Here is a 19,669-nt window from a genome sequence, read left to right as displayed (position 1 = left end):
CCTTCAAAATCTTGGAGGATTTTTTATATTTGATGCCAATTAAATAAAAACATTCCATGAAAAAAATTCTTTTGCTGTTCGTTTTTTGGCAATCCTTTATTTTTGCTCAAAAGAACAATGAGTTATTGGTTTTAAGTGCAGTCGTTAAAGACAAGGTTATTCCCAATGCACAAATTATCTTCCAGAAAAACGGAGAAACTTCAGAAACGGTCAATACGGACGCTTCAGGAAAAGCCGTTATTCCTCCACAGTTTGTTGATGCCAACAATGAGATCACTTTAATCATCAAAAAAGAAGGCTATTCCACATTGGTTACAAAAGGTCCTTTTGGCGGTCTGACGTACGCTTTAAGTCCTGTTATGGAAAATCTGGACGGAATGAGAATTGTTTTAAGCTGGGGAAAATCTCCTTCTGATCTGGATTCGCATCTTTCTTATCCGAACAATCATATTTGCTATTATCACAAAGAAGGAACCAACGCCAATCTTGATGTAGACGATACAGATAGTTTTGGTCCTGAAACTATTACGATTGAAAAAAGAGCTCAGAATCAAAAATATATTTATGCGGTTCATGATTACTCCGATAAAAACAGAATGGATAATGATAACCTTTCCAATATAAGCAATGCAAAAGTTTATGTTTATATAGGAAATACCCTGATTAAAAGTTATGATGTGCCAAAATATAAAAAAGGGACAGTTTGGGTGGTTTTTATGATTGATGAATCCGGAAACATTATTGATATCAATAATTTTGAAAATTCTGCTTCATGGGAAGGCGTGAGAAGCTTATTAAGCAACTACCGGTCTTCTTCAACACCAAGTAATTCTATCACCGAAAGCTACAGACAGACAGCGTTCGACATCAATAAACAGGGCGAAAATTTTTATCATTCCGGCAGAATAGAACAGGCGGTTAATTCTTATCAACAAGCGTTGGAATATAATCCTTTTGACGGGCAGATCTACAGTAATCTCGGACTTGCATTCAGCAAAATCGGAAGAAACGCAGAAGCGATATGGGCAAATCGTGAAGCCATTAAATTTGCAACCGACAATACGATTAAAGCAAATTCTTATTATAATATTGCGAAAATTTACGAAAACAGCGGACAATTTTCTGAAGCCCTTTATTATTATGGCTTAGCGAAAGAAAATAAGGAAAATCCGGTCTACGATAAAGCTATTCTGAGAGTAAAATCAAAAATGAGATAATGAAAAAATTACTTTTATTGTTCATTCTGATTTCAGATTTTATCTTCTCACAAGGTCCATCCAGCATTGCGACAGCCAATCGTGATCTTTGGAATTTACCCATGAAAAGCAGTAAAGATTTTGATGTTGCTTCCAAAATGGAAATGTTGGTGTTTCTGGAAACATTCGCTGAAATTAATGCTTCCAACGAAACGGAATTATTCAAAACTTTAGCCGTAAAAGACGGAACTTCCGAAGGAGTAAAAATCTGGAAAAAACAGACTCAGGATCGTCTGGTTCAAAATTTTAAAAGCTTAGACGCAAATGCGCTTTCAGAGGTAGTTTCTGTAAAGACAAATCCCACTTATCAGGAACTGGTTTTGGTAACAAAAAAGCTTTCAGGCGGATTACCTGAAAATCTAAAAAACTGGTATCAGAATTCTAAAAGTTTTTATAAAACATATATTTTAGAGTGCCTGCGGCTGGCTGCAAAATCCAATAAAAGGACAAGCGAAATCAACACATTAGATCCAACCGAGAAAAATGGTTTTGAATTAAATGACAAAAATTATCTTCTCACGTTCGATGATGGTCCGACTCCAAAAAACGGTCATACAGATCAGTTGATTCACGTTTTAAAAGAGCAAAACTTAACAGGTATTTTCTTTTTATCGGGAGATAAGTTACAACAGAGAATTGCCGCAAACGGCAAAAACAGTGTTTCATCTATGTACGGAGAAAACTGGATCGGCTCTCACAGTATGGTTCATAAATCGCATCAGTATCTTCCCGACTGGAAATTACAGATTGACGAAAGCAACGGTATGATTAAAGATGTTTTTGATTTTAATCATAAGACGTTTTATTTTCGTCCCCCTTATGGACAAAGAAGCAAAGAGATGATACAATATTTATTAAAAAACAAGCAGCCTGTTCTTTTGTGGAATATCGATTCGCAGGACTGGAGTGAAAAAATATCTTCACAAGAGGTCTCTTCAAGAGTTATTACGCTGATGCTTTTATGGAGAAAGGGAATTATCTTGTTTCACGATGTTCATCCTAAAGCTGAAATTGCAGTTCCTGCGATTAATGAATATTTTAAGGATTGTCCCGTTAAATGGCTAACACCTGAAGAAATAAAGTAACAACAAACCCCTCACAGAAATTTTATGAGGGGTTTTACTATATTTCAAAAGAACCTTAGTTCTGGCTTAGCAAAACAATATTTAACGAAGCGTCAGAAATATTAGCTACTGCTCCGTCAGAATACATATAAAGTCTTAACTGATCGTTTTTGTTAAAATAGGCAATTCTTGTATAAAGCATTGTCCAGCGGTTTCCCGAGTTGGTATTCCAGATTCCCTCCGGAATATCTGAATTATCAGTATGCACCGCCTGAAACACATTTCTAATTGGGCTTCCATCTACAAGTCTGATACTCGATTTGATGAGATATGTTCCCGAACTTGGAACAGTATATGTGCTGGTTGCAGGACTCCAGATTCCACCGCCTACATTTTTAGTTACGGTTGAAAGAGGAACCGTCGTAAAACCACCGGAATTGATACTAGCCGCTGTTGCAGAACCATTTCCGCTTCCCAGTGAAGCAATAAAAACCGCTGTTCCTGTTTTAGCAACTACAGATTGCCATGCGGTACCATCAAAATAGTAATATCCAACCGTCGCGATCTGTGCTGTTGCAGATACTGTGGAACCTCCTGTAATATCTGTAACATAAAGTAAAGCGCCTACATGATTGGAGTTATACCCTGTCTTTGCATTTAGCTGAGCCAACGTTATTCTGGGCGCTCTCATTCCGTCTGCTTTGGTAACGGTAGAAGCCACACCATTTACATCCAGAGTCATTTGCGGTGTAAGCGAATTGATTCCCACATTCTGAGCATTCGCCCGACTCAGAAATACAATCGATAGAAATAAAAAAAACTTTTTCACGGCACAAAAATTAGCAGCTGCAAATATATAACATTATTAAACACCATAAATTCTTATAACTGACTAAAATAAAATTATATATGAATTTTTATTAATATTTAATTAAAATAAAACAATAATTAATGAAAAATAACAAATCCAATAAATATAAAAATGAAAAGTGAATTTTGAATCAATCTGATTATTTTTGAAAAATATTACCTCAACAATGAAACCGAAAGCCATTGGAAAAATGTAAAAATATCGCGAAATCATGAGCAAAATGTAAATAATTTGGAATTTAGCATAAAAAATCCGCCACGATAAAGGAGGTCACTGAAAAAGTCATATCTAAAAAATGTGGCTGAAATTAATGCTTAAAATAGTCAAAATAAGTCTGTGAGAATCGTTTAAATGAATTTCCAAAATTTTAAATTCAAAATATAATAAACAGAAAGGCTTAAACGTAAAATTCGTTTAAGCCTTTTGATTTTTGATTAGTTTTTCAGTGACTTCCGATAAAAAAGCGGATTTCTTTAAAAAATAATTGAAACAATCTTTTTTTCTGAAACGTATTATAATTTAAATCTGAAAGTCTCAGAACCTGTTTTTGTCTCGTAAACCAAAAAGTACACACCGTTTGTTTTTACGCTGAAAGATATCTCATTCGATTTTTCTTTTGCCGACTGAACTAATTTTCCAGACATATCAAAGATTTTATATTCTCCAAAAGCTGCAGACTGATCATTCGAAATCATCTTAATTTTTGAATCATCTCTGCTGAAGAAAACGATATTTTTTGCTGATTTTACATCCTTCGTTCCAAGCGTCGCACTTGTAATTTTCAAACCTGTTATAAGCACGCTGAAATTTCTTACCATAGAAGGCGAAGCTGAAGACTTTCTTACGTAAAGAAACAAAGTACTGTTGGCTGTTGTGCTGCTAATATTTGCCTGTTTGTAATTGTCTACATTGTTTCCAAACCATGATGAAGCTACGGCTGCAACTGTGTTTGGACTTGATACACTAAGCGGCGCAAAAGGTCTTGCATTAATAGTAGGTGATAATTGCCTGAAAAGGATGTCAAAATTATAAACAAGTCTGCTAGTAGTAGGATTTACACCGTCTGCGGACACTTGTTCGGGTCCATCATCGTCTGTCCAGCAAATGGAAGCTCTTGCAGAAGAACCCGCTGCAACACCGTTTGTAGAAATTTCGCTACTAGAATCATTCGTTGGATTAGTTGTGAATTCTACCAATTTCGCGCTTCCACCGCTTTGCAACTGCTTAATAGTTTGTGCAGCTTTTTCAACATTTAAAATTCCCCATCCGAATTTCGCATCAGGACCTGCATTTCCCGCGTCGTCGGCAGTATGAAGCATTAAAGCTTTTAATGAAGCAGCCTTCATATAGTTTCCGAAAATCGATTTGTAGTATTGCTGAAGCAAAAGACCCGCTGCCGCCGCTGCAGGAGCTGCATATGATGTACCTGAAGAAGTGGCTACAACACCTGTATACGTATTGTTTCCGGTGTACAAAGGAGCGTTGATTTCACTACCAAGCGTTACCAAATCCGGTTTTACTCTGCCATCGTCCGTCGGTCCCCAATTGCTGTAATCTGACATTGAATTGTCTAAATTTATCGCACCTACCGTTACAACATTTTTAGAAGCTGAAGATCCTGTCATAATATCAAATCCTCCTGCTGACATATTACCATTTGAGGTCTGCTCGTTTCCACAGGCTACAAAAGGTAAGTAGTTTGGTGTATTTTTAAGAAGCATATCCCAGCTTTTCGCTGTAAAATCGTACGCACCAAATTGCCAAACAGGAATTGTATTATCATTAGCTGCACCGTACGAATGATTTGAAATTAAAAACCCGTCAGCTGCAAAAGTTGCCATTTCGGTCAAATCATTATCCCAATCGTAGTTTTTTGCCGTAGCGTTTGGTGCAAGACCGCGTGCAGTTGAAGCTAAGGAATTTGTACTGCTGGTGACAATTTTTCCGACCATAATCCCCGCAACTGCCTGCATGTGGTTGTTTCCACCGACTGTATTTACAGTCTGATTTGCCTGCATCGCAACCTGACCGGAAAGAAGTTCGTGAGAAGCATTCACCTGTCCTCCATCCCAAATACCAGCAATCATATTGGTTCCCGTAATGTTTACACCCAAGCTTCCTCCCTGATACAGTGAATTTACCTTTGCATTGGTAACCTGATTTGCATCTTTTGTATTGATGTAAATCGGATGTCCGTCTGCATCTATTCTCTGTAATCTGTAAAAGTTCTTACCAATGGTAAACTCTTTTTTTGCTGAAGGATTTGCCAACAAATACGCCTGAATCTTAATCTGCTGTTCCTGATATTCTTTCTCAAATTGGTTTTTCAGATTGGTAATTTCGGTACTGTTGATATCTCTTTTAATGACCGCGCGCTCCTCGTAAGTCTGAGCAAAAGTTCTGATGCTTATCAGAAACCCTATAAGAATTAGATTTTTTTTCATCGTTTTACAACATTATTTATGCTGCAAAATTCTGTAAATGTTTGATATTTTGCACTCACCGCAAGGATAATTTTTTTGTAAAAAAAAAATTTAAGCTAAGATTAAAAAATAATTAAACCGCTGGAATTCAGTACAATTTAATTGTAAAATAAAATTAACTCTATTTTTTACGTAAATGTGGACAGAAACAATTCTACTTATTTGAAAATTTCTTCAGCATATCTTTTCTGTTTTTAATATCCAATGCCACATAAATATTTCTGATATGATATTTAATTGTAGCTTCTGTCAGCGAGAGTTTATCGGCTATTTCTTTGTTGGTAAAACCACCTGCAATCAGATCAAGAATTTCTTTTTGTTTCCGATTGAGGTTTGCAGTATTTAAAATTTCTTCCTTTTCGGGGTTTTTCGAGATTTGAGCCTGAGAAAATATTCTTAATTCTTCCTTCAAGACTTCAAGCTCCTTCTGCATCTTCAGTTTTTCATCTTGTTCGATTTTAGATATTTGCCAAAAGTAAAAACCAAGACAAATGAGAATCACAACAACAATTGACGAAATGATAATTGTAAACAAACTGATTTCCTCCTGTTTTTCGGTTTTATTTTCCAGAAATTCTTCATTTTGAATATGCATATCCGCAAGTTTTTTCTCCCGGTTAAATAAAAGATTCAAAGAATCAAGCGTTTTTGTATGCTGAAAGACCTTTTCTTTATTGTTTGCATGCTGGTAAATCTCGCGTATTTCCTCTGTCGCGTATACTTCATATTTTAAAATTTTACAAGAATCCGCAATTTTAATACATTGAGAATACAGATGATCAACTAAATTGAAATTCTTTTTGGCACCCTGAAGTTGCATCATTTTTACTAAAACTGCCGGCTGATTACATTGGGATATTTTTTTCAGAATGGATAATGCAACGTAATAATTTTTCTCTGCAGCATCAAATTTTTTAGCCAGAAAATCGATGTAGCCTTGCTGCATAATAATATATGCCTTACTGTTCTCATCAAGATTCTGATATTTTTTTGCCCTGATTTCGATCATGAGCTTTTCAGATTCTCCATATTTATTATCATCGAAATACGCAAAAGCCATTTCTGCCTGTATATTTATTTTTAACGAATCAGGATTCTGAATCTGATCTGCGAGCTGCATGGCGCGTTTTAAATACTTTATCGAAGAACCGTAATCATTGATGCTGCGGAAAGTCGCAGCCATGAGATAATTAAGTTTTACCTCATCTCTTTTTGAAAGCTTTTTTTCATCGAGCAAATTCAGAAGCTTTGCCTGCGAAAGCTGATGTTTTCCGGATCGGTTATTGTAATAAATTTCGTTTTCCAAAGCCGATATATTGGTTTTCTGTCCGAAGACCCAGCAACTCATTAAAACGAAAATTAAAATAACTTTTTTCATACCACAGTGATGCACAAAAATAAATCATTCTGTGGTTAGAATGCAAGAAGAATTTGCTAATTTCACATCAGAAAAATATGAAGAAAAAAGCGATATTCAACTGGAGCAGCGGAAAAGACTCTGCCATAGCTCTGTATAAAACTTTAAAAGAAGAAAAATTTGATGTTATTTCTTTGCTTACAAGCATTAATAAAGAATATCAGAGAATTTCCATGCACGGCGTTCATGTTTCATTACTGGAAAAACAGGCAGAAAGTTTAGGCTTTCCTTTAATTAAAATGGAACTTCCTAAAGAACCTTCTATGGAAGAATATCGAGAGATCATGGGAAAAACCATGACGGAAATACAATCTCAAGGCGTTACGCATTCTATTTTCGGAGATATTTTTCTGGAAGATTTAAAAAAATACCGCGAAGAGCAACTGCAATCGATCGGTATGGAAGCTGTTTTTCCATTGTGGAAAATCAATACCACTAACCTCATCCACGAATTTTTAGATCTGGGTTTCAAAACAATTGTTACCTGTGTGAATGAGACTTACCTCGACAAAAGTTTTGCAGGAAGGATGATTGATGAATCTTTCATTAAAGATTTACCGAAAAATGTAGATCCTTGCGGAGAAAACGGAGAATTTCACACTTTTACTTTTGACGGACCTCTTTTTAAAAGTCCTGTTGAATTCGAGATCGGAGAAATTGTTAAAAAAACATATCCGAAACCGAAATCTGAAGAAACAGAGACTGGAGAATACGTTTTCTGGTTTTGTGATTTGATTTTAAAATAATTCCAGTGTTTTTCCGTTTTTGTTTAAACTAAACAATGAGACCTTATCTTAAAATTGAAAAGCCCTGTGAAGAATCTTTAAAGAATATGCACACGATTCCGGAAGGAAAATTCTGCGATTTGTGTTCGAAAAAAGTATACGATCTTACCAAGCTTACTCATTCTGAAATTTCAGATATCGCAGAACAAAATCATGGGAAAAAGTTCTGCGGAATACTCATTAACAAAGAGCCTGAGCAAAAACGGGAAGAAACTTTTTCAATTCCTGAACATATTTCACACAGAAAAAATACTTTTACAAAAGTTGCAGCAGGAATCGCTTTAACAGCAAGCGTAATGAATACGCTTCCCGCACAGACAAAAGATGTTGCAAAAACTCAGGTTATTCTTACCGAAAAAAATTTATCCTCAGAAAAAATTCAAAGAAAAAACACAGAAGGCGGCGAAAAATTAACAGCCTCCGGAAGAATTGTAACCAGCGAAGAAGGCAAACCCGTAAAAGCATATGTAAATTTAATCACCATTAATAAAGTATATTCCACCGAAACTAACGAAGACGGTTTTTACTCACTGGAAATTCCTCAGGAGTTAGCTCAGGAAGAGAATTATCTTTTGGAATTCAGCCCTTTTTCTTATAATTTCGATCAAAAGCTGAAAGTTTTCAGCAGAAATGAAATCACACAAAAGTCCGTCATAAAACTTCCTGATAACGGAATTTATAAAGAATTAGGTGAAGTAAGCTTCGGACCTCCTTATGCAGAAGAAAATTCTGTCATTTTTCTGCACGGAAAGCGATTGGATTATAAACTTTTCAACAAAAGCTATTCTTTATACAGCAGCAAATACTCCATTTATTACATTCCAAAACCTTTTACTAAATTTTTCACAGAAAGTGATCTGGTAAAAGATATTTTTATTGTTTTTGTAAAATAATTATTTCTGTAATTTTTCTTCACAAGGCATAAAAATTGCTTCCCAAAAGAAAAACAATAAATGATTAAAAATTTTCTCTTTTCTACTCTTTCTGCTTTTCTTTTTATCGGTCTAATTTCATGTGAAAAGGAAATGAAATTCATCCCCTCTGCAAAAATAACTGATCGACAGGCAATTGCAGACAGCACCATGATTGCTTTCGAAAAAAGTCTTCTGAAAAACCAGATCGATTCTGTTTTCAAAAAACATCAGTTTAACGGGAGTGTCGCTGTTTTTAAAGATTCTGTTGAGTTGTACCGAAAAAATCAGGGCTTTGCAGATTTTAAGGATCAGTTAAAGATTAATGACAGTACTGTTTTTGCCATCGGTTCTGTAAGCAAGCAATTTACCGCTGCTTTAATTCTGCTTCAGATGGAACAGGGAAAACTGAATGTAGACGATAAAGTTTCAGCTTATTTAAAGGAGTTTCAAAACAAAAATTACGAAAACATTACCATTCATCAGCTTCTGAATCATACTTCGGGACTGAATACTTTAGGCGGAAAGCTCCAGTTTAAAAGCGGAACAGATTTTTTTTATTCCAATGACGGTTTTAATACATTGGGAAAAATTGTGGAGAAAGTTTCGGGTAAATCGTATGACGAAAATGTTTTGGATTTATTCAAAAAAGCCGGAATGAATCACTCTTCAACTGCAACCTCTTTTGAAGGCGAAAACTTTGCAGGAGCTTATTTAGGCAACAAAAAAAACTTCGAAAAAATCCAGAATATGCCGAAAACACTTGCCGGTAAAGACATTGGAGTTCCTGCGGGCGGAATTTTATCCACCATTAATGATCTTCATGTCTGGAACACTGCTTTATACAACGGAAAAATCCTCCGTCCTGAAACACTGAAAAAGTTTGAATCTAAAAGCGCGGAAAGACATCATGCGATTTTCGGGAAAATGGGTTACGGCTACGGAATTATGAGCAACATCGGGAAACCGTTGGCATTTTTTCACAGCGGTTACGTTAAAGGTTCTCCTTCATTAAATATTTTTTATCCGGAAACAAAAACTTCGGTTATTATTCTTTCCAATATCGCCGATGAGGAACAGGGAAAAGGATTTACCTTTAAACCTCACGTTGAGATCAAAAAAATTACGGATGCTTTGGAAAGTACTATTTCGGAGATGAATTCTTCAAAAGGAAATGCAATGAAAATGTAGATTATTCAGCAGAAAGATTCAGAAAGTCTTTCATTTTTTCTAATGATTTTTTATGTTCGAAAAAATTAATCAGCACGAAGATCACAGTGGTGTGCAGTATATAAGGCATGATTAGAGCAATCAGCAATGAAAATACCGATACAGGATCATCTGTTCTGAAAAAACGGAAAACATATTTATCCTCCCGGAGAATAAGCTGAAAAGAGATATTAAGCGTCAAAATAAAAAGTCCTAAATTCTGCTGATAGATTGTGAAGAAGGATTTTCCCTGATATTTAAAATCTTTCTTAACGTATTTTCTCATATTTTTATTAAACAGCCATAATAAAAAAGGAACCATCACAAAGAGTGAATTATACAGTCTGAAAAGATCATTATAGGTTTCCTGATCGGTTGAAAAATAGATCAAAAGGAGATTTATTGTAAAAGAAGTCAGCCCGAAAATCAACGATTTTTTAAAAATGCTGCGATACTTTACCTTCGCAATTCTCTTTACAATAACCGGAATCTGTTCTTGGTAAAAAATAGAGTAACGCGTCATTTTAAATTCACTTCCCCATAACTTTTTCGTTTTAAGGAAAGCTTCATCGAAACCCACATTTTCCTCTATCTGAATATCAATAACCTGTGAAATCATGTGATCTTTCACTTCCACTAAAATATCAAGAGGAAGTCTGTGAAAAATAAGATAATCTGTAATCTCCTGTTCGTGTTTTTCAGTTATCATGTTATCTAAGTGTAAAGTTTTTTATAATTTAATTTTTTAATATTTTCCTTTAATGAAAAATAGGAGAACAAATAAAGTGTGAGAAATAAAACTCCGGCAATCATGCTTTTTGCAAAAACATATCCCGTAATTTCTGTATGAGAATGATTATTTACAAAATCATAAATCATGTTGTTTGAATTCTTTGGTAAATCAATCAGATTATCAGCAACAACCGTAAGAAAAAATACAAAAAGCGGATGTACAAAATTGTTTAACACTATATTTTTCTGAAAGTTTATTTTTTCCAGACGCTTCTGACTGATATACATTCCTACAATAATAAATGGCGAAATAAAAAATACGGCTTTTACAATTTTATGAATTCCCAGATATACATCTCTGTTTGTAAAAAATGCCAAAATGATCTCAGAACCAATAAAAGCCAGAGCAAATAAAAGAGATTTCAGAAACAGGTTTTTATTAGATGCCTTATCAATTTCATAAGCGAGCCTGGTAATTTTCTGACGCGAGAATATATTCTTTCTCACCATCACCATATCTTTACTCCAGCTCATTTTCATTCTTTCAAAAGCTTCTTCAAAAACTAAATTTTCATCGTTCTGGATATCAAGAATTCCTGAAATCATGTGATCCTTGATCTCATTTAAAAGTTTTCCAGAAATCTTCTTTTTCAACAAATATTTTTCGATTTCTCTTTCCTGAAAGAAGGTTATCATATATTAAAAATCGTATTGAGGTTAAATAAATAATTTTTCATTTCTGCTTCCAGTTCTGTCTGCTGTTTTTTCCCTTTTTCGGTCAGAAGATAATATTTCCGGTCTCTTCCGTTGATCTTCTGGATTTCAGACAAAATCATTCCTTCCGCTTCCAGCTTATGCAAAAGCGGATACAGCGCACCTTCCGTCATTTCCAGTTCGCCCTGCGTAAGTTCTTTGGCGCGCTGCGTGATCTGGTATCCATACATCTTTACTTCCTTGGCAAGAAGTTTCAGGATGATGTTTTGGAGGGTTCCTTTATACAGACTGTTCTTTTTCAATATCTCATCTTTTATACCTAGCAAATCTATACATAATTTTCTTATGCATCATAATTAATTTTAAAATTCTTAATTTCAATCAATGAAAAAGATGTATTTCATCGCCATTTATCCGCCACAAAAAATTATTGAAGAAATAAAAATATTCAAACAGGACTTTGCATTAAATTTTGACAATTCCAAAGCTCTGAAAAATGAAGCGCACATTACTTTGTTTCCTCCGTTTTCCAGAGAGGTTACTTTAGAAAATGACATTCTGGAAGCTTTCCAGAAGATTGATACTGCTGTTTCTCCTTTTGAAATTGAACTGAATGGTTTCGGAAGTTTTGCCCATCCTAAAAATCCCGTAGTCTTTGTGAAACCTGAAACCAACGAACAACTCAATGATCTTTATCTTCGGGTGAAAGAGATATTCAACTTTATGAATTATTCTTTCCACCCTCATGTAACGGTGGGTTTTCGAAATTTGACGTGGGAAAACTATCTGAAAGCATGGGAGAAATATCAAGATAAAGAATACAAAACTAAATTCTTAGTTGACAAAATCACTTTGCTTCGACATGATGAAAACTGGATTCCTATTGCAGAAAAGAAACTGGAACTGCTGTAAAATATGATTCAAAAAAATTCATTCTTAAAAGTCTGAAAGTTCATATCTTTGAAGCAATGATTGCAGAGAAGATTATTTTAGGAATCGACCCGGGAACAACCGTAATGGGTTTTGGAATTATTTCCATAAAGAAAGGCAAAATGGAAATGATCTCCATCCATGAATTATTGCTGAAAAAGTATCCGAACCACGAAACCAAACTCAAATATATTTTTGATAAAACTTTAGCGCTGATTGACGAATTTCATCCTGATGAAGTTGCTCTGGAAGCTCCTTTCTACGGAAAAAATGTTCAGAGTATGCTGAAACTAGGTCGCGCGCAAGGCGTTGCGATGGCAGCAAGTCTTCACAGAAATATCCCGATTACAGAATATTCTCCGAAAAAAATAAAAATGGCGATCACCGGAAACGGAAATGCCAGCAAAGAGCAGGTTGCAGGAATGCTGCAAAGTCTTTTAAATCTGAAGGAATTTCCCACAAAATATCTTGATGCTTCCGATGGATTGGCAGTTGCCGTATGTCATCATTTCAATTCCGGAACAATAGCCGATACAAAATCTTACACTGGTTGGGAAAGTTTTTTAAAACAGAATCCGGATCGGCTGAAATAAAAATCACTCACAAAAAAATATTTATTTGTGAGTGACTGTTTTGTTTATTTTGATTTATATTCTTCAGGAGTAATTTTGAAATCTGCGGTTGGTTTTCCGTTCTTATCGTAATACATATATACCATCGTTACATTATTATCCCTGAATTCTTTAATGTCCGGTGATGTTTTTATGACTTTCAGGGCACCTTCTTTCGCATTGACTTTGAAACTTTCGATCTCTTGAGGAGTTACACTCTCTTTTACATCATCGGTAAGTGTGTAATTGTACTTAAAAATTTTTCCGGGCTGTACAGAAACGCTGTCGAGACGAACTCCATCAGCAAGATTCTGAGGTGCTGTTTTATTAATATTTGCCGCGACTTCTTTCAGATCATCATCTATTGATTTTTCTTTTGTACAGGAAACAAGCGTAAAAGAAGCCAATGCCAGAGAAAGGCAGATTACATTTTTCATATTAAGATATTTAGTGATTTTACATAAAGATAAGAAATTTATATTTAATGATTTTAAACAATTGATTTACATATAATTAAATCAAAAACTAAATATACTTGGTAAAACATAATACTATCTTTTACATTGGTATGATTTTTAGTAGTACATTTGTATAAATTTTCTATCATGAAAAATAACCAACAAACTATAAATCAGGTGAATCATAAGATCAATTGGTTCCAAAAGTTTCTGATGGTCTGCTCCGGAGGAAACATTCATATTCTGAGAAAAACACCGAGCGAATGGAACAAGTTCGCAGGAATCGGAGGAATTGTACTTTTTACCGCTGTATTTGCAACGCTTTCCGCAGGTTACGCTATGTATACGGTGTTTGATGACATTTGGACAGCGATTGGCTTCGGTGTTTTATGGGGATTGATGATCTTTAATCTGGATCGATACATTGTTTCTTCCATCAAAAAAACAGGAACATGGTGGAATCAGATGTTAATGGCAATTCCAAGATTAATTCTGGCGACTTTTTTAGGAATTATCATCTCAAAACCTCTGGAACTTAAAATTTTTGAAAAGGAGGTAAACAAACAACTGAATACGATTATTCAGAGAAACAAAAAACAGCTTCAGGGCGAAATGAACGGAAGAATCCTTCAACAAAGCGGACCTTTCGAAACTGAAAAGAAACAGATTTCTGAAAAAATTGCCAGCTATCAAAAATCGTATGATTCCGCATCTGTAGAGCTCGAAAAAGAAATTTTAGGGAAACAGTCCGGATTAACCAGCGGAAAAGAAGGCTTCGGTCCTAATGCAAAACGCAAACAGGAACTGAAAGAACAGAGAAGACAGGATCTGGAAAATTACCAGAAACAGGCTGCTCCAAGACTGGAATATTTAGATAAAGAGATTTCTAAAGTGTACACCAATCTGGAAACCGAAAGAAAATCCACAGAAACCTTTGAAGATAAATTCAATGGTTTTGCAGCAAGATTACAGGCTTTGGATGAACTGGGAAAAAATTCAGCCATTATTGGTTTAGCTGCCGCTTTTATTATGGGACTTTTCATCTGTCTTGAAATTTCTCCGGTTTTGGTTAAATTAATTTCCCATGTCGGACCTTACGATTATCTTTTAGAAAAAACAGAAAACGATTTCAGGCTGTACGCTAAAGAAAAAGTGGAAAAAGGCAATGCGTTAACAGATTTCAGGATTGACGACTTTAAAGACAATCTTCAAAAATAACCCGTTACTATTATTAAAAACGAAACCTTTCAGCAAGTTCTGAAAGGTTTTTTATTAATATAATAAAAATATGTAGAATAATATCTACCTTTACAGGACCTAATTAAAACTAATCTATTCATCATGAAGAAACTTGTATTCGGATGCACCCTGCTATTGAGCATTGCATCTACTTCTATTCTAAAAGCACAGGCTACAGAACCTTTCTTAGGACAAATCGCATTCGTACCTTACAATTTCGTTCCGAAAAACTGGGCTGCCTGTAACGGACAACTTTTATCGATTTCGCAAAATCAGGCTCTGTTTGCTCTTTTGGGAACCACTTACGGAGGTAACGGGACCACAACATTCGCATTACCTGATATGAGAGGAAGAGTTTTGGTACACGAAGGACAAGCTCCGGGCGGACCTACAAACTATACGATGGGACAAAGCGGAGGAACAGAATCTGTAACACTTCAGGTAACACAAATGCCGCCTCACTCACACACAGTAAATGCTGTAACCGCCGAAGGAAATCAGAATTCTCCTACGAATAATCTTCCTGCAGATACAAAAGGATTAGATAAAGAATATTCTGATGCTGCTGCAAATACAACCATGAAATCTACGATGGTAAACCAGACAGGAGGAGGACAGCCACACGAAAACAGACCACCTTTCGTTACTCTGAAGTGTATTATTGCTTTACAAGGTATTTTCCCGTCACAATTTTAAAATATCAGCATGAAAGCTCTTTATCTTTTATGTCTTGCTTTGGGCGGTTCTGCCTTTGCACAGACGATCACCTTTAACGGTTGTCATAATATATTTGATAATCAGAATTTTGTTTTTACAAAAACGGGAGTAGACGCCTTTAATAAAGGGATATATATTACAACACCTTTAGACGGACAACCTTGTGGCGGCTTAGGAACCTGCGAATTTAAAATTCAGTGGAATAATACATTAAGCAGATGGGAATTCCTTGCTGATGAAGGATACGGAACTTTCTCAAGCCCAAACTTAATCTACTATAATTCTACGGGTAACAATAATTTCGTACAAAATCCACCATCAATTACTTTTGGAACCTGGGTTGAGAATACATCATTTACATCACAAGCCGGAGGTTGCGGAGGAAATCTTACGACTTCTAATGCGACCATGACGGGAGATTTGCACAGTACATCACTTGCGGCTTCAGATGTCAGAAACAATGATTCTAAAATTCAGATCTTCCCCAATCCTGTTGCTGAGATTATTAAAATTTCAGGGATAAAAGACGGAAAATCTGTTCAGATCTATAATATGGCCGGACAAATTGTAAAATCTGAAGAATTTAATGAAAAAGTAAACGTTTCTGAACTAAGCGCAGGAATCTATCTTTTGAAGATTAATACTAAAAATTTCCAGACTCACGAATTTAAGTTTGTGAAGAAATAAAAATTTTATTGTATATGATAAACCTTCGCCAAAAGCGGAGGTTTTTTCATAATTTATGTGAAAATCAAATAAAAAAGCTACCTCAACATTGAGATAGCCTTTAAGTATATTTAATCTATTATTACAAAGAATAATTTGGGGCTTCCTGCGTAATAATTACATCGTGTGGATGAGATTCTTTTAATCCGCTTCCTGTAATCATCACCATTTTTGTATCATTCTGTAAAGCTTCAATATCTTTAGCACCACAATATCCCATTCCGGCTCTCAGACCTCCTGTTAACTGGAAAATCACTTCTTCCAAAGATCCTTTGCTTGGAACTCTTCCTTCGATTCCTTCCGGAACGAATTTCTTAGCCTCACTCTGGAAATATCTCTCTTTTCCTCCTCTCTTCATCGCAGAAAGACTTCCCATTCCCTGATAAGTCTTGAATTTTCTACCCTGGAAAATGATTTCTTCACCCGGAGCTTCATCCGTTCCTGCCAAAAGCGAACCTAGCATTACTGCTCCTGCTCCACTTGCAATCGCTTTTACGATATCTCCTGAAAGTTTGATTCCGCCGTCTGCAATTACAGCTACATTTTTCGTTTTTGCGTATTCGTAAACATTGTAAATTGCGGATAACTGAGGAACTCCAACTCCTGCAACCACTCTCGTTGTACAGATTGAACCGGGACCAACTCCTACTTTCAGAACATTTGCTCCGGCTTCAATGAGATCTTTAGCTGCTTCAGCCGTTACAATATTTCCTCCAACGATATCCAGATCAGGATATGCCTGTCTTATTTCTTTAATTTTATTTAAGACTCCGATGGAATGTCCGTGAGCAGAATCGATACCGATGATATCAACGCCTGCTTTTACAAGCGCTTCAATTCTCTCCAGTGTATCTTCTCCTACTCCAACTCCTGCTCCAACTATTAATCTTCCGCTCTGATCTTTGTTAGCATTTGGATATTCTAACTGATTATCGATATCTTTAATGGTAATTAATCCTACCAGTTTATTTTCAGCATCTACGATCGGAAGCTTTTCCACTCTGTTTTTAAGAAGAATTTCTTTCGCTTTCTCCAGATTGGTATTTTTATCAGAAGTAATCAGCTTTTCTTTCGTCATGATCTCTTCCACCTTCATCTCAAGATTTTCCTGATATTTTACATCTCTGTTGGTAATGATCCCGATTAAAGTATTTTCGGCATCTACAACAGGAAGTCCGGAGATTTTATATTTCGCCATTGTTTCTTTAGCCTGAGCCAAAGTATGATCTTTTGAAAGGGTAACAGGATCTGAAATCATTCCGTTTTCCGAACGCTTTACACGATTAACCTGTGCAGCCTGTTCAGCGATCGTCATGTTTTTATGAATAAATCCTAAACCTCCGACTCTTGCCAGTGCAATTGCCAGTTCAGCTTCTGTAACAGTATCCATTGCAGCGGAAACAATCGGAACATTAAGCGTAATTTTGTCGGTAAGTCTTGATTTTAATGAAACCTGATTAGGTAAAACTTCTGAATAAGAAGGGACTAGAAGAACGTCATCGAAAGTGATGGCTGTCTCTACAATTTTGTTATGAATAGACATCTTTACTTTCTTGCAAAATTAAGGTATTTTACCGAAATACGAAAATCGATTTTAATAGTTTAAATAAAACTTAATAATCAATACATTAAATCAAAAAAAACGTTCCTTTTTATGAAACGTTTTTTTGTACAAAGACAATTTGGGTATATAATATGAATATGAAATGCTATTTATCGGATGCTGAAGCAATCATTTTTGAAATATCTTTGGCTGTAAAATTTCCGCGAACATCTAAAAAAACAAGCTCTTTGTCTGAATTTACAGTAATCAGCATATTTTTAATAACATCATCTTTCTGTTTCACGCGGATATTTACATTTTCTCCATTATGTTTTATGGTTGCCCATTCTTCATAATTATTGTTGTTTAAATACTTTGCAAAATCATTCAGCATCGATTTGTCTCCGTTTTCAACAGTCAAAACTTTAATTTTTGAAACTTTTCGGATCAGACGGATTACCTCTTCGTTATCTTCACCATCTTCTCTTAAAGCTTTTTTAATAACAGGTTTTGCTAAAAACATCGGAACATTAATGGTAGTAAATTTTGCTCCTTTAAAATCGTTTCCGGAATCTGAAAAGTAAGCCATCTTACCGGTTCCCGAAGAAACTATACAGGATTGTAACATAAACATCGCACAGGCAACAAGAAAAAGATTTTTTACTATTTTCATGGCAGTTTGGATTTAAATTAAATTTTTAGTTGATGGGTTTTAAACTTCCGCCCGACATTTTGCTGATGTCTGAAGTAATTTCCGGGTTTCCTCTGTATCGGATGGTTCCGCCTGATGAAGCCTTCGCTTTTAATTTATCGGTAACATTTACAGAAAGGCTGGATCCTGAAGTAGATTCTGCTTCCACCTGCTTTGCCTTAAAATCTTCACCTTTACACACTGCACCGCTGCTGACATCGAAAGTTGCTGTTCCGGCTTCTCCCTCAAGACTTGTATCTGAACCGCTTGATCCTTTAAAAACCAAGCTTCTGGAATTCACCTCAACTTTAACGCTTGTTCCTGAAGACGCTTCCACTAGAGCATTATTCGAAATATTGAATTTCCCTTTCACTACAGAACCAGAGGACGCATCAATGGTAAGATTATTTTCTTTTACAGAATTAATCGTGGTAAAAGTTGCTCCCGAAGACGCTTTAATATTATCCATTCTTGGCGAAGAAACGTTGACACTGATGTTTTTAAATTTTAAATTTTTCTGTCCTTTGTTATCAACATACACTTTCAGAACCCCGTTGTCAACTTTTGTAACAATGTACTGAAGCTTATCGGCATCGGCAATTACCTTTACATTGGTAGGACTTTCCTGTTTGAATACCAGATTAACACCTGTACTCACCTGAATTCCTGAGAATTCGCCTACATTTCTGGATTCGCCATTCAGATAAGAAGAAGTATTTTCCGAAGTGAGGTTATTTCTGGTATTGGTAACCGGATTTGTTTTTGTTTCTGTAGAATTGATGATTTTATTGATATCATTCATCGAAAGTTTTCCGTCCAGTTTTACCAGAATGTTTTCTTCTCCTCCGCTATCGATGCTCAGCAAAAGATCATCCAAAATTCCGTTTTTCTCTTCCGCCGAAAGAAATTTAATCTTAGCACCGTTACTGTTCATTGTCATAATTTCACTGTACTTCAGATTGCTTAAATAAGAAGAAATGTCTTTATTGATCTGTGACAGCTTCTGTCCTTTGGAAGAGCTTCCGTCCTGTGGCTTTTCGGCAATGAAAACTTTCAGTCCGTTAATTTTGGATAATAATGGTTTGATCTGATCCAGTTCAGCATCTCCAAGATCCAGACTGCTTAACATCCCGAACATCGGTTTCGCAATTTTAATGGAGGTTACTCCTTCCACTTCCTGATATTTATCAAAAAGCTGATCTAACTTATCTTTTTCCTGCCCGTAAATATTAAAGAAATGGGAAAAAGCGAGTGCGAATATTATGAATACTTTTTTCATGAGTCAATTTTTTATTTTGGATTATTAGTGCCT

At 35.5% G+C, this 19,669-nt stretch carries 20 protein-coding genes; 10 read left to right on the top strand and 10 right to left on the bottom strand.

Annotation, left to right across the window (positions count from 1 at the left end; translation table 11 throughout):
- The first annotated feature begins 56 nt into the window (after window positions 1–56).
- Together WFH39_RS00180 and WFH39_RS00175 are read left to right on the top strand one after the other, a co-directional pair.
- Window positions 57–1,217: a tetratricopeptide repeat protein gene (locus tag WFH39_RS00180; RefSeq protein ID WP_336688347.1), complete on the top strand. Its 1,161-nt coding sequence runs from the start codon at window positions 57–59 to the stop codon at window positions 1,215–1,217.
- Complete coding sequence (locus WFH39_RS00175) at window positions 1,217–2,341, top strand: polysaccharide deacetylase family protein (RefSeq protein WP_336688346.1); 1,125 nt, start codon at window positions 1,217–1,219, stop codon at window positions 2,339–2,341. Before WFH39_RS00180 ends, WFH39_RS00175 begins: the two co-directional genes overlap by 1 nt.
- A 55-nt stretch (window positions 2,342–2,396) precedes the next feature.
- On the opposite strand, the gene WFH39_RS00170 is transcribed toward WFH39_RS00175, so the two are convergent.
- From WFH39_RS00170 to WFH39_RS00160, 3 genes are all read right to left on the bottom strand, one after another.
- Window positions 2,397–3,149 carry a hypothetical protein gene (locus tag WFH39_RS00170; protein ID WP_336688345.1) on the bottom strand — a complete coding sequence of 251 codons (753 nt, stop codon included), beginning with the start codon at window positions 3,147–3,149 and terminating at the stop codon, window positions 2,397–2,399.
- Between the two features lie 554 nt (window positions 3,150–3,703).
- Entirely contained in the window at window positions 3,704–5,635 is a 1,932-nt protein-coding gene (locus WFH39_RS00165) for a S8 family peptidase (protein ID WP_336688344.1), read from the bottom strand.
- Between the two features lie 193 nt (window positions 5,636–5,828).
- A complete protein-coding gene (locus tag WFH39_RS00160; RefSeq protein ID WP_336688343.1) occupies window positions 5,829–7,022 on the bottom strand; it encodes a response regulator transcription factor in 1,194 nt (397 codons plus the stop codon).
- 107 nt (window positions 7,023–7,129) lie between these two features.
- On the opposite strand from WFH39_RS00160, the gene WFH39_RS00155 reads away from it, so the two are divergent.
- The 3 genes from WFH39_RS00155 (at window position 7,130) to WFH39_RS00145 (ending at window position 9,978) form a co-directional block, all read left to right on the top strand.
- Window positions 7,130–7,837 carry a diphthine--ammonia ligase gene (locus WFH39_RS00155; RefSeq protein WP_336688342.1) on the top strand — a complete coding sequence of 236 codons (708 nt, stop codon included), beginning with the start codon at window positions 7,130–7,132 and terminating at the stop codon, window positions 7,835–7,837.
- A gap of 35 nt (window positions 7,838–7,872) precedes the next feature.
- On the top strand, window positions 7,873–8,769 hold the full coding sequence (locus tag WFH39_RS00150) for a hypothetical protein (protein WP_336688341.1): 897 nt from the start codon (window positions 7,873–7,875) through the stop codon (window positions 8,767–8,769).
- Between the two features lie 132 nt (window positions 8,770–8,901).
- Window positions 8,902–9,978, top strand: a complete 1,077-nt coding sequence (locus WFH39_RS00145) for a serine hydrolase domain-containing protein (protein ID WP_336688340.1) — start codon at window positions 8,902–8,904, stop codon at window positions 9,976–9,978.
- Window position 9,979: 1 nt separating this feature from the next.
- On the opposite strand, the gene WFH39_RS00140 is transcribed toward WFH39_RS00145, so the two are convergent.
- Genes WFH39_RS00140 through WFH39_RS00130 form a run of 3 tightly spaced genes read right to left on the bottom strand, consistent with a single transcriptional unit; the run spans window position 9,980 to window position 11,744 of the window.
- Window positions 9,980–10,705, bottom strand: a complete 726-nt coding sequence (locus tag WFH39_RS00140) for a hypothetical protein (protein ID WP_336688339.1) — start codon at window positions 10,703–10,705, stop codon at window positions 9,980–9,982.
- A gap of 5 nt (window positions 10,706–10,710) precedes the next feature.
- The gene (locus WFH39_RS00135) at window positions 10,711–11,424 is read right to left on the bottom strand and encodes a hypothetical protein (RefSeq protein WP_336688338.1); all 714 of its coding nucleotides are present in this window, start codon (window positions 11,422–11,424) and stop codon (window positions 10,711–10,713) included.
- On the bottom strand, window positions 11,421–11,744 hold the full coding sequence (locus tag WFH39_RS00130; RefSeq protein ID WP_336688337.1) for a PadR family transcriptional regulator: 324 nt from the start codon (window positions 11,742–11,744) through the stop codon (window positions 11,421–11,423). Before WFH39_RS00130 ends, WFH39_RS00135 begins: the two co-directional genes overlap by 4 nt.
- 82 nt (window positions 11,745–11,826) lie before the next feature.
- Here WFH39_RS00130 and WFH39_RS00125 point away from each other — a divergent pair, with 82 nt between their 5' ends.
- Entirely contained in the window at window positions 11,827–12,354 is a 528-nt protein-coding gene (locus WFH39_RS00125) for a 2'-5' RNA ligase family protein (protein WP_336688336.1), read from the top strand.
- A gap of 56 nt (window positions 12,355–12,410) precedes the next feature.
- Complete coding sequence (gene ruvC, locus WFH39_RS00120; RefSeq protein WP_076396396.1) at window positions 12,411–12,965, top strand: crossover junction endodeoxyribonuclease RuvC; 555 nt, start codon at window positions 12,411–12,413, stop codon at window positions 12,963–12,965.
- A 44-nt stretch (window positions 12,966–13,009) separates the two neighbouring features.
- Here the strand turns inward: ruvC and WFH39_RS00115 are convergent, their stop codons facing one another.
- Entirely contained in the window at window positions 13,010–13,420 is a 411-nt protein-coding gene (locus WFH39_RS00115) for a hypothetical protein (RefSeq protein WP_336688335.1), read from the bottom strand.
- A gap of 168 nt (window positions 13,421–13,588) precedes the next feature.
- On the opposite strand from WFH39_RS00115, the gene WFH39_RS00110 reads away from it, so the two are divergent.
- The 3 genes from WFH39_RS00110 (at window position 13,589) to WFH39_RS00100 (ending at window position 16,084) form a co-directional block, all read left to right on the top strand.
- The gene (locus WFH39_RS00110) at window positions 13,589–14,659 is read left to right on the top strand and encodes a DUF4407 domain-containing protein (protein ID WP_336688334.1); all 1,071 of its coding nucleotides are present in this window, start codon (window positions 13,589–13,591) and stop codon (window positions 14,657–14,659) included.
- Window positions 14,660–14,782: 123 nt separating this feature from the next.
- Window positions 14,783–15,376: a phage tail protein gene (locus WFH39_RS00105; protein WP_336688333.1), complete on the top strand. Its 594-nt coding sequence runs from the start codon at window positions 14,783–14,785 to the stop codon at window positions 15,374–15,376.
- Window positions 15,377–15,385: 9 nt separating this feature from the next.
- Window positions 15,386–16,084, top strand: coding sequence for a T9SS type A sorting domain-containing protein (locus WFH39_RS00100; protein WP_336688332.1), 699 nt, complete (start codon window positions 15,386–15,388; stop codon window positions 16,082–16,084).
- A 121-nt stretch (window positions 16,085–16,205) separates the two neighbouring features.
- On the opposite strand, the gene guaB is transcribed toward WFH39_RS00100, so the two are convergent.
- The 3 genes from guaB to WFH39_RS00085 all read right to left on the bottom strand — a co-directional run bounded on the left by guaB (window position 16,206) and on the right by WFH39_RS00085 (window position 19,636).
- Window positions 16,206–17,666: an IMP dehydrogenase gene (guaB, locus tag WFH39_RS00095; protein ID WP_076396406.1), complete on the bottom strand. Its 1,461-nt coding sequence runs from the start codon at window positions 17,664–17,666 to the stop codon at window positions 16,206–16,208.
- Window positions 17,667–17,832: 166 nt separating this feature from the next.
- Window positions 17,833–18,339, bottom strand: a complete 507-nt coding sequence (locus WFH39_RS00090) for a DUF4252 domain-containing protein (protein ID WP_336688331.1) — start codon at window positions 18,337–18,339, stop codon at window positions 17,833–17,835.
- Between the two features lie 25 nt (window positions 18,340–18,364).
- Entirely contained in the window at window positions 18,365–19,636 is a 1,272-nt protein-coding gene (locus WFH39_RS00085) for a DUF4252 domain-containing protein (RefSeq protein WP_336688330.1), read from the bottom strand.
- Window positions 19,637–19,669: the final 33 nt, after the last annotated feature.

This window comes from Chryseobacterium sp. MMO-72, assembly GCF_037146035.1.
In the GTDB taxonomy this organism is placed as follows: Bacteria; Bacteroidota; Bacteroidia; order Flavobacteriales; family Weeksellaceae; genus Chryseobacterium; species Chryseobacterium indicum.
This window is presented reverse-complemented; position numbering and strand designations above follow the sequence as displayed.

Excerpts from the sequence above, each read along its gene's own strand:
- WFH39_RS00180 (WP_336688347.1), top strand. The coding sequence starts at position 57 with ATGAAAAAAATTCTTTTGCTGTTCGTTTTTTGGCAATCCTTTATTTTT.
- WFH39_RS00105 (WP_336688333.1), top strand. The coding sequence starts at position 14,783 with ATGAAGAAACTTGTATTCGGATGCACCCTGCTATTGAGCATTGCATCT.
- WFH39_RS00115 (WP_336688335.1), bottom strand. The coding sequence starts at position 13,420 with ATGAAAAATGTAATCTGCCTTTCTCTGGCATTGGCTTCTTTTACGCTT.
- WFH39_RS00145 (WP_336688340.1), top strand. The coding sequence starts at position 8,902 with ATGAAATTCATCCCCTCTGCAAAAATAACTGATCGACAGGCAATTGCA.
- WFH39_RS00100 (WP_336688332.1), top strand. The coding sequence starts at position 15,386 with ATGAAAGCTCTTTATCTTTTATGTCTTGCTTTGGGCGGTTCTGCCTTT.
- WFH39_RS00160 (WP_336688343.1), bottom strand. The coding sequence starts at position 7,022 with ATGAGTTGCTGGGTCTTCGGACAGAAAACCAATATATCGGCTTTGGAA.
- WFH39_RS00135 (WP_336688338.1), bottom strand. The coding sequence starts at position 11,424 with ATGATAACCTTCTTTCAGGAAAGAGAAATCGAAAAATATTTGTTGAAA.
- WFH39_RS00125 (WP_336688336.1), top strand. The coding sequence starts at position 11,827 with ATGAAAAAGATGTATTTCATCGCCATTTATCCGCCACAAAAAATTATT.
- WFH39_RS00085 (WP_336688330.1), bottom strand. The coding sequence starts at position 19,636 with ATGAAAAAAGTATTCATAATATTCGCACTCGCTTTTTCCCATTTCTTT.
- WFH39_RS00140 (WP_336688339.1), bottom strand. The coding sequence starts at position 10,705 with ATGATAACTGAAAAACACGAACAGGAGATTACAGATTATCTTATTTTT.
- WFH39_RS00110 (WP_336688334.1), top strand. The coding sequence starts at position 13,589 with ATGAAAAATAACCAACAAACTATAAATCAGGTGAATCATAAGATCAAT.
- WFH39_RS00155 (WP_336688342.1), top strand. The coding sequence starts at position 7,130 with ATGAAGAAAAAAGCGATATTCAACTGGAGCAGCGGAAAAGACTCTGCC.
- guaB (WP_076396406.1), bottom strand. The coding sequence starts at position 17,666 with ATGTCTATTCATAACAAAATTGTAGAGACAGCCATCACTTTCGATGAC.
- ruvC (WP_076396396.1), top strand. The coding sequence starts at position 12,411 with ATGATTGCAGAGAAGATTATTTTAGGAATCGACCCGGGAACAACCGTA.
- WFH39_RS00175 (WP_336688346.1), top strand. The coding sequence starts at position 1,217 with ATGAAAAAATTACTTTTATTGTTCATTCTGATTTCAGATTTTATCTTC.
- WFH39_RS00090 (WP_336688331.1), bottom strand. The coding sequence starts at position 18,339 with ATGAAAATAGTAAAAAATCTTTTTCTTGTTGCCTGTGCGATGTTTATG.
- WFH39_RS00150 (WP_336688341.1), top strand. The coding sequence starts at position 7,873 with ATGAGACCTTATCTTAAAATTGAAAAGCCCTGTGAAGAATCTTTAAAG.
- WFH39_RS00165 (WP_336688344.1), bottom strand. The coding sequence starts at position 5,635 with ATGAAAAAAAATCTAATTCTTATAGGGTTTCTGATAAGCATCAGAACT.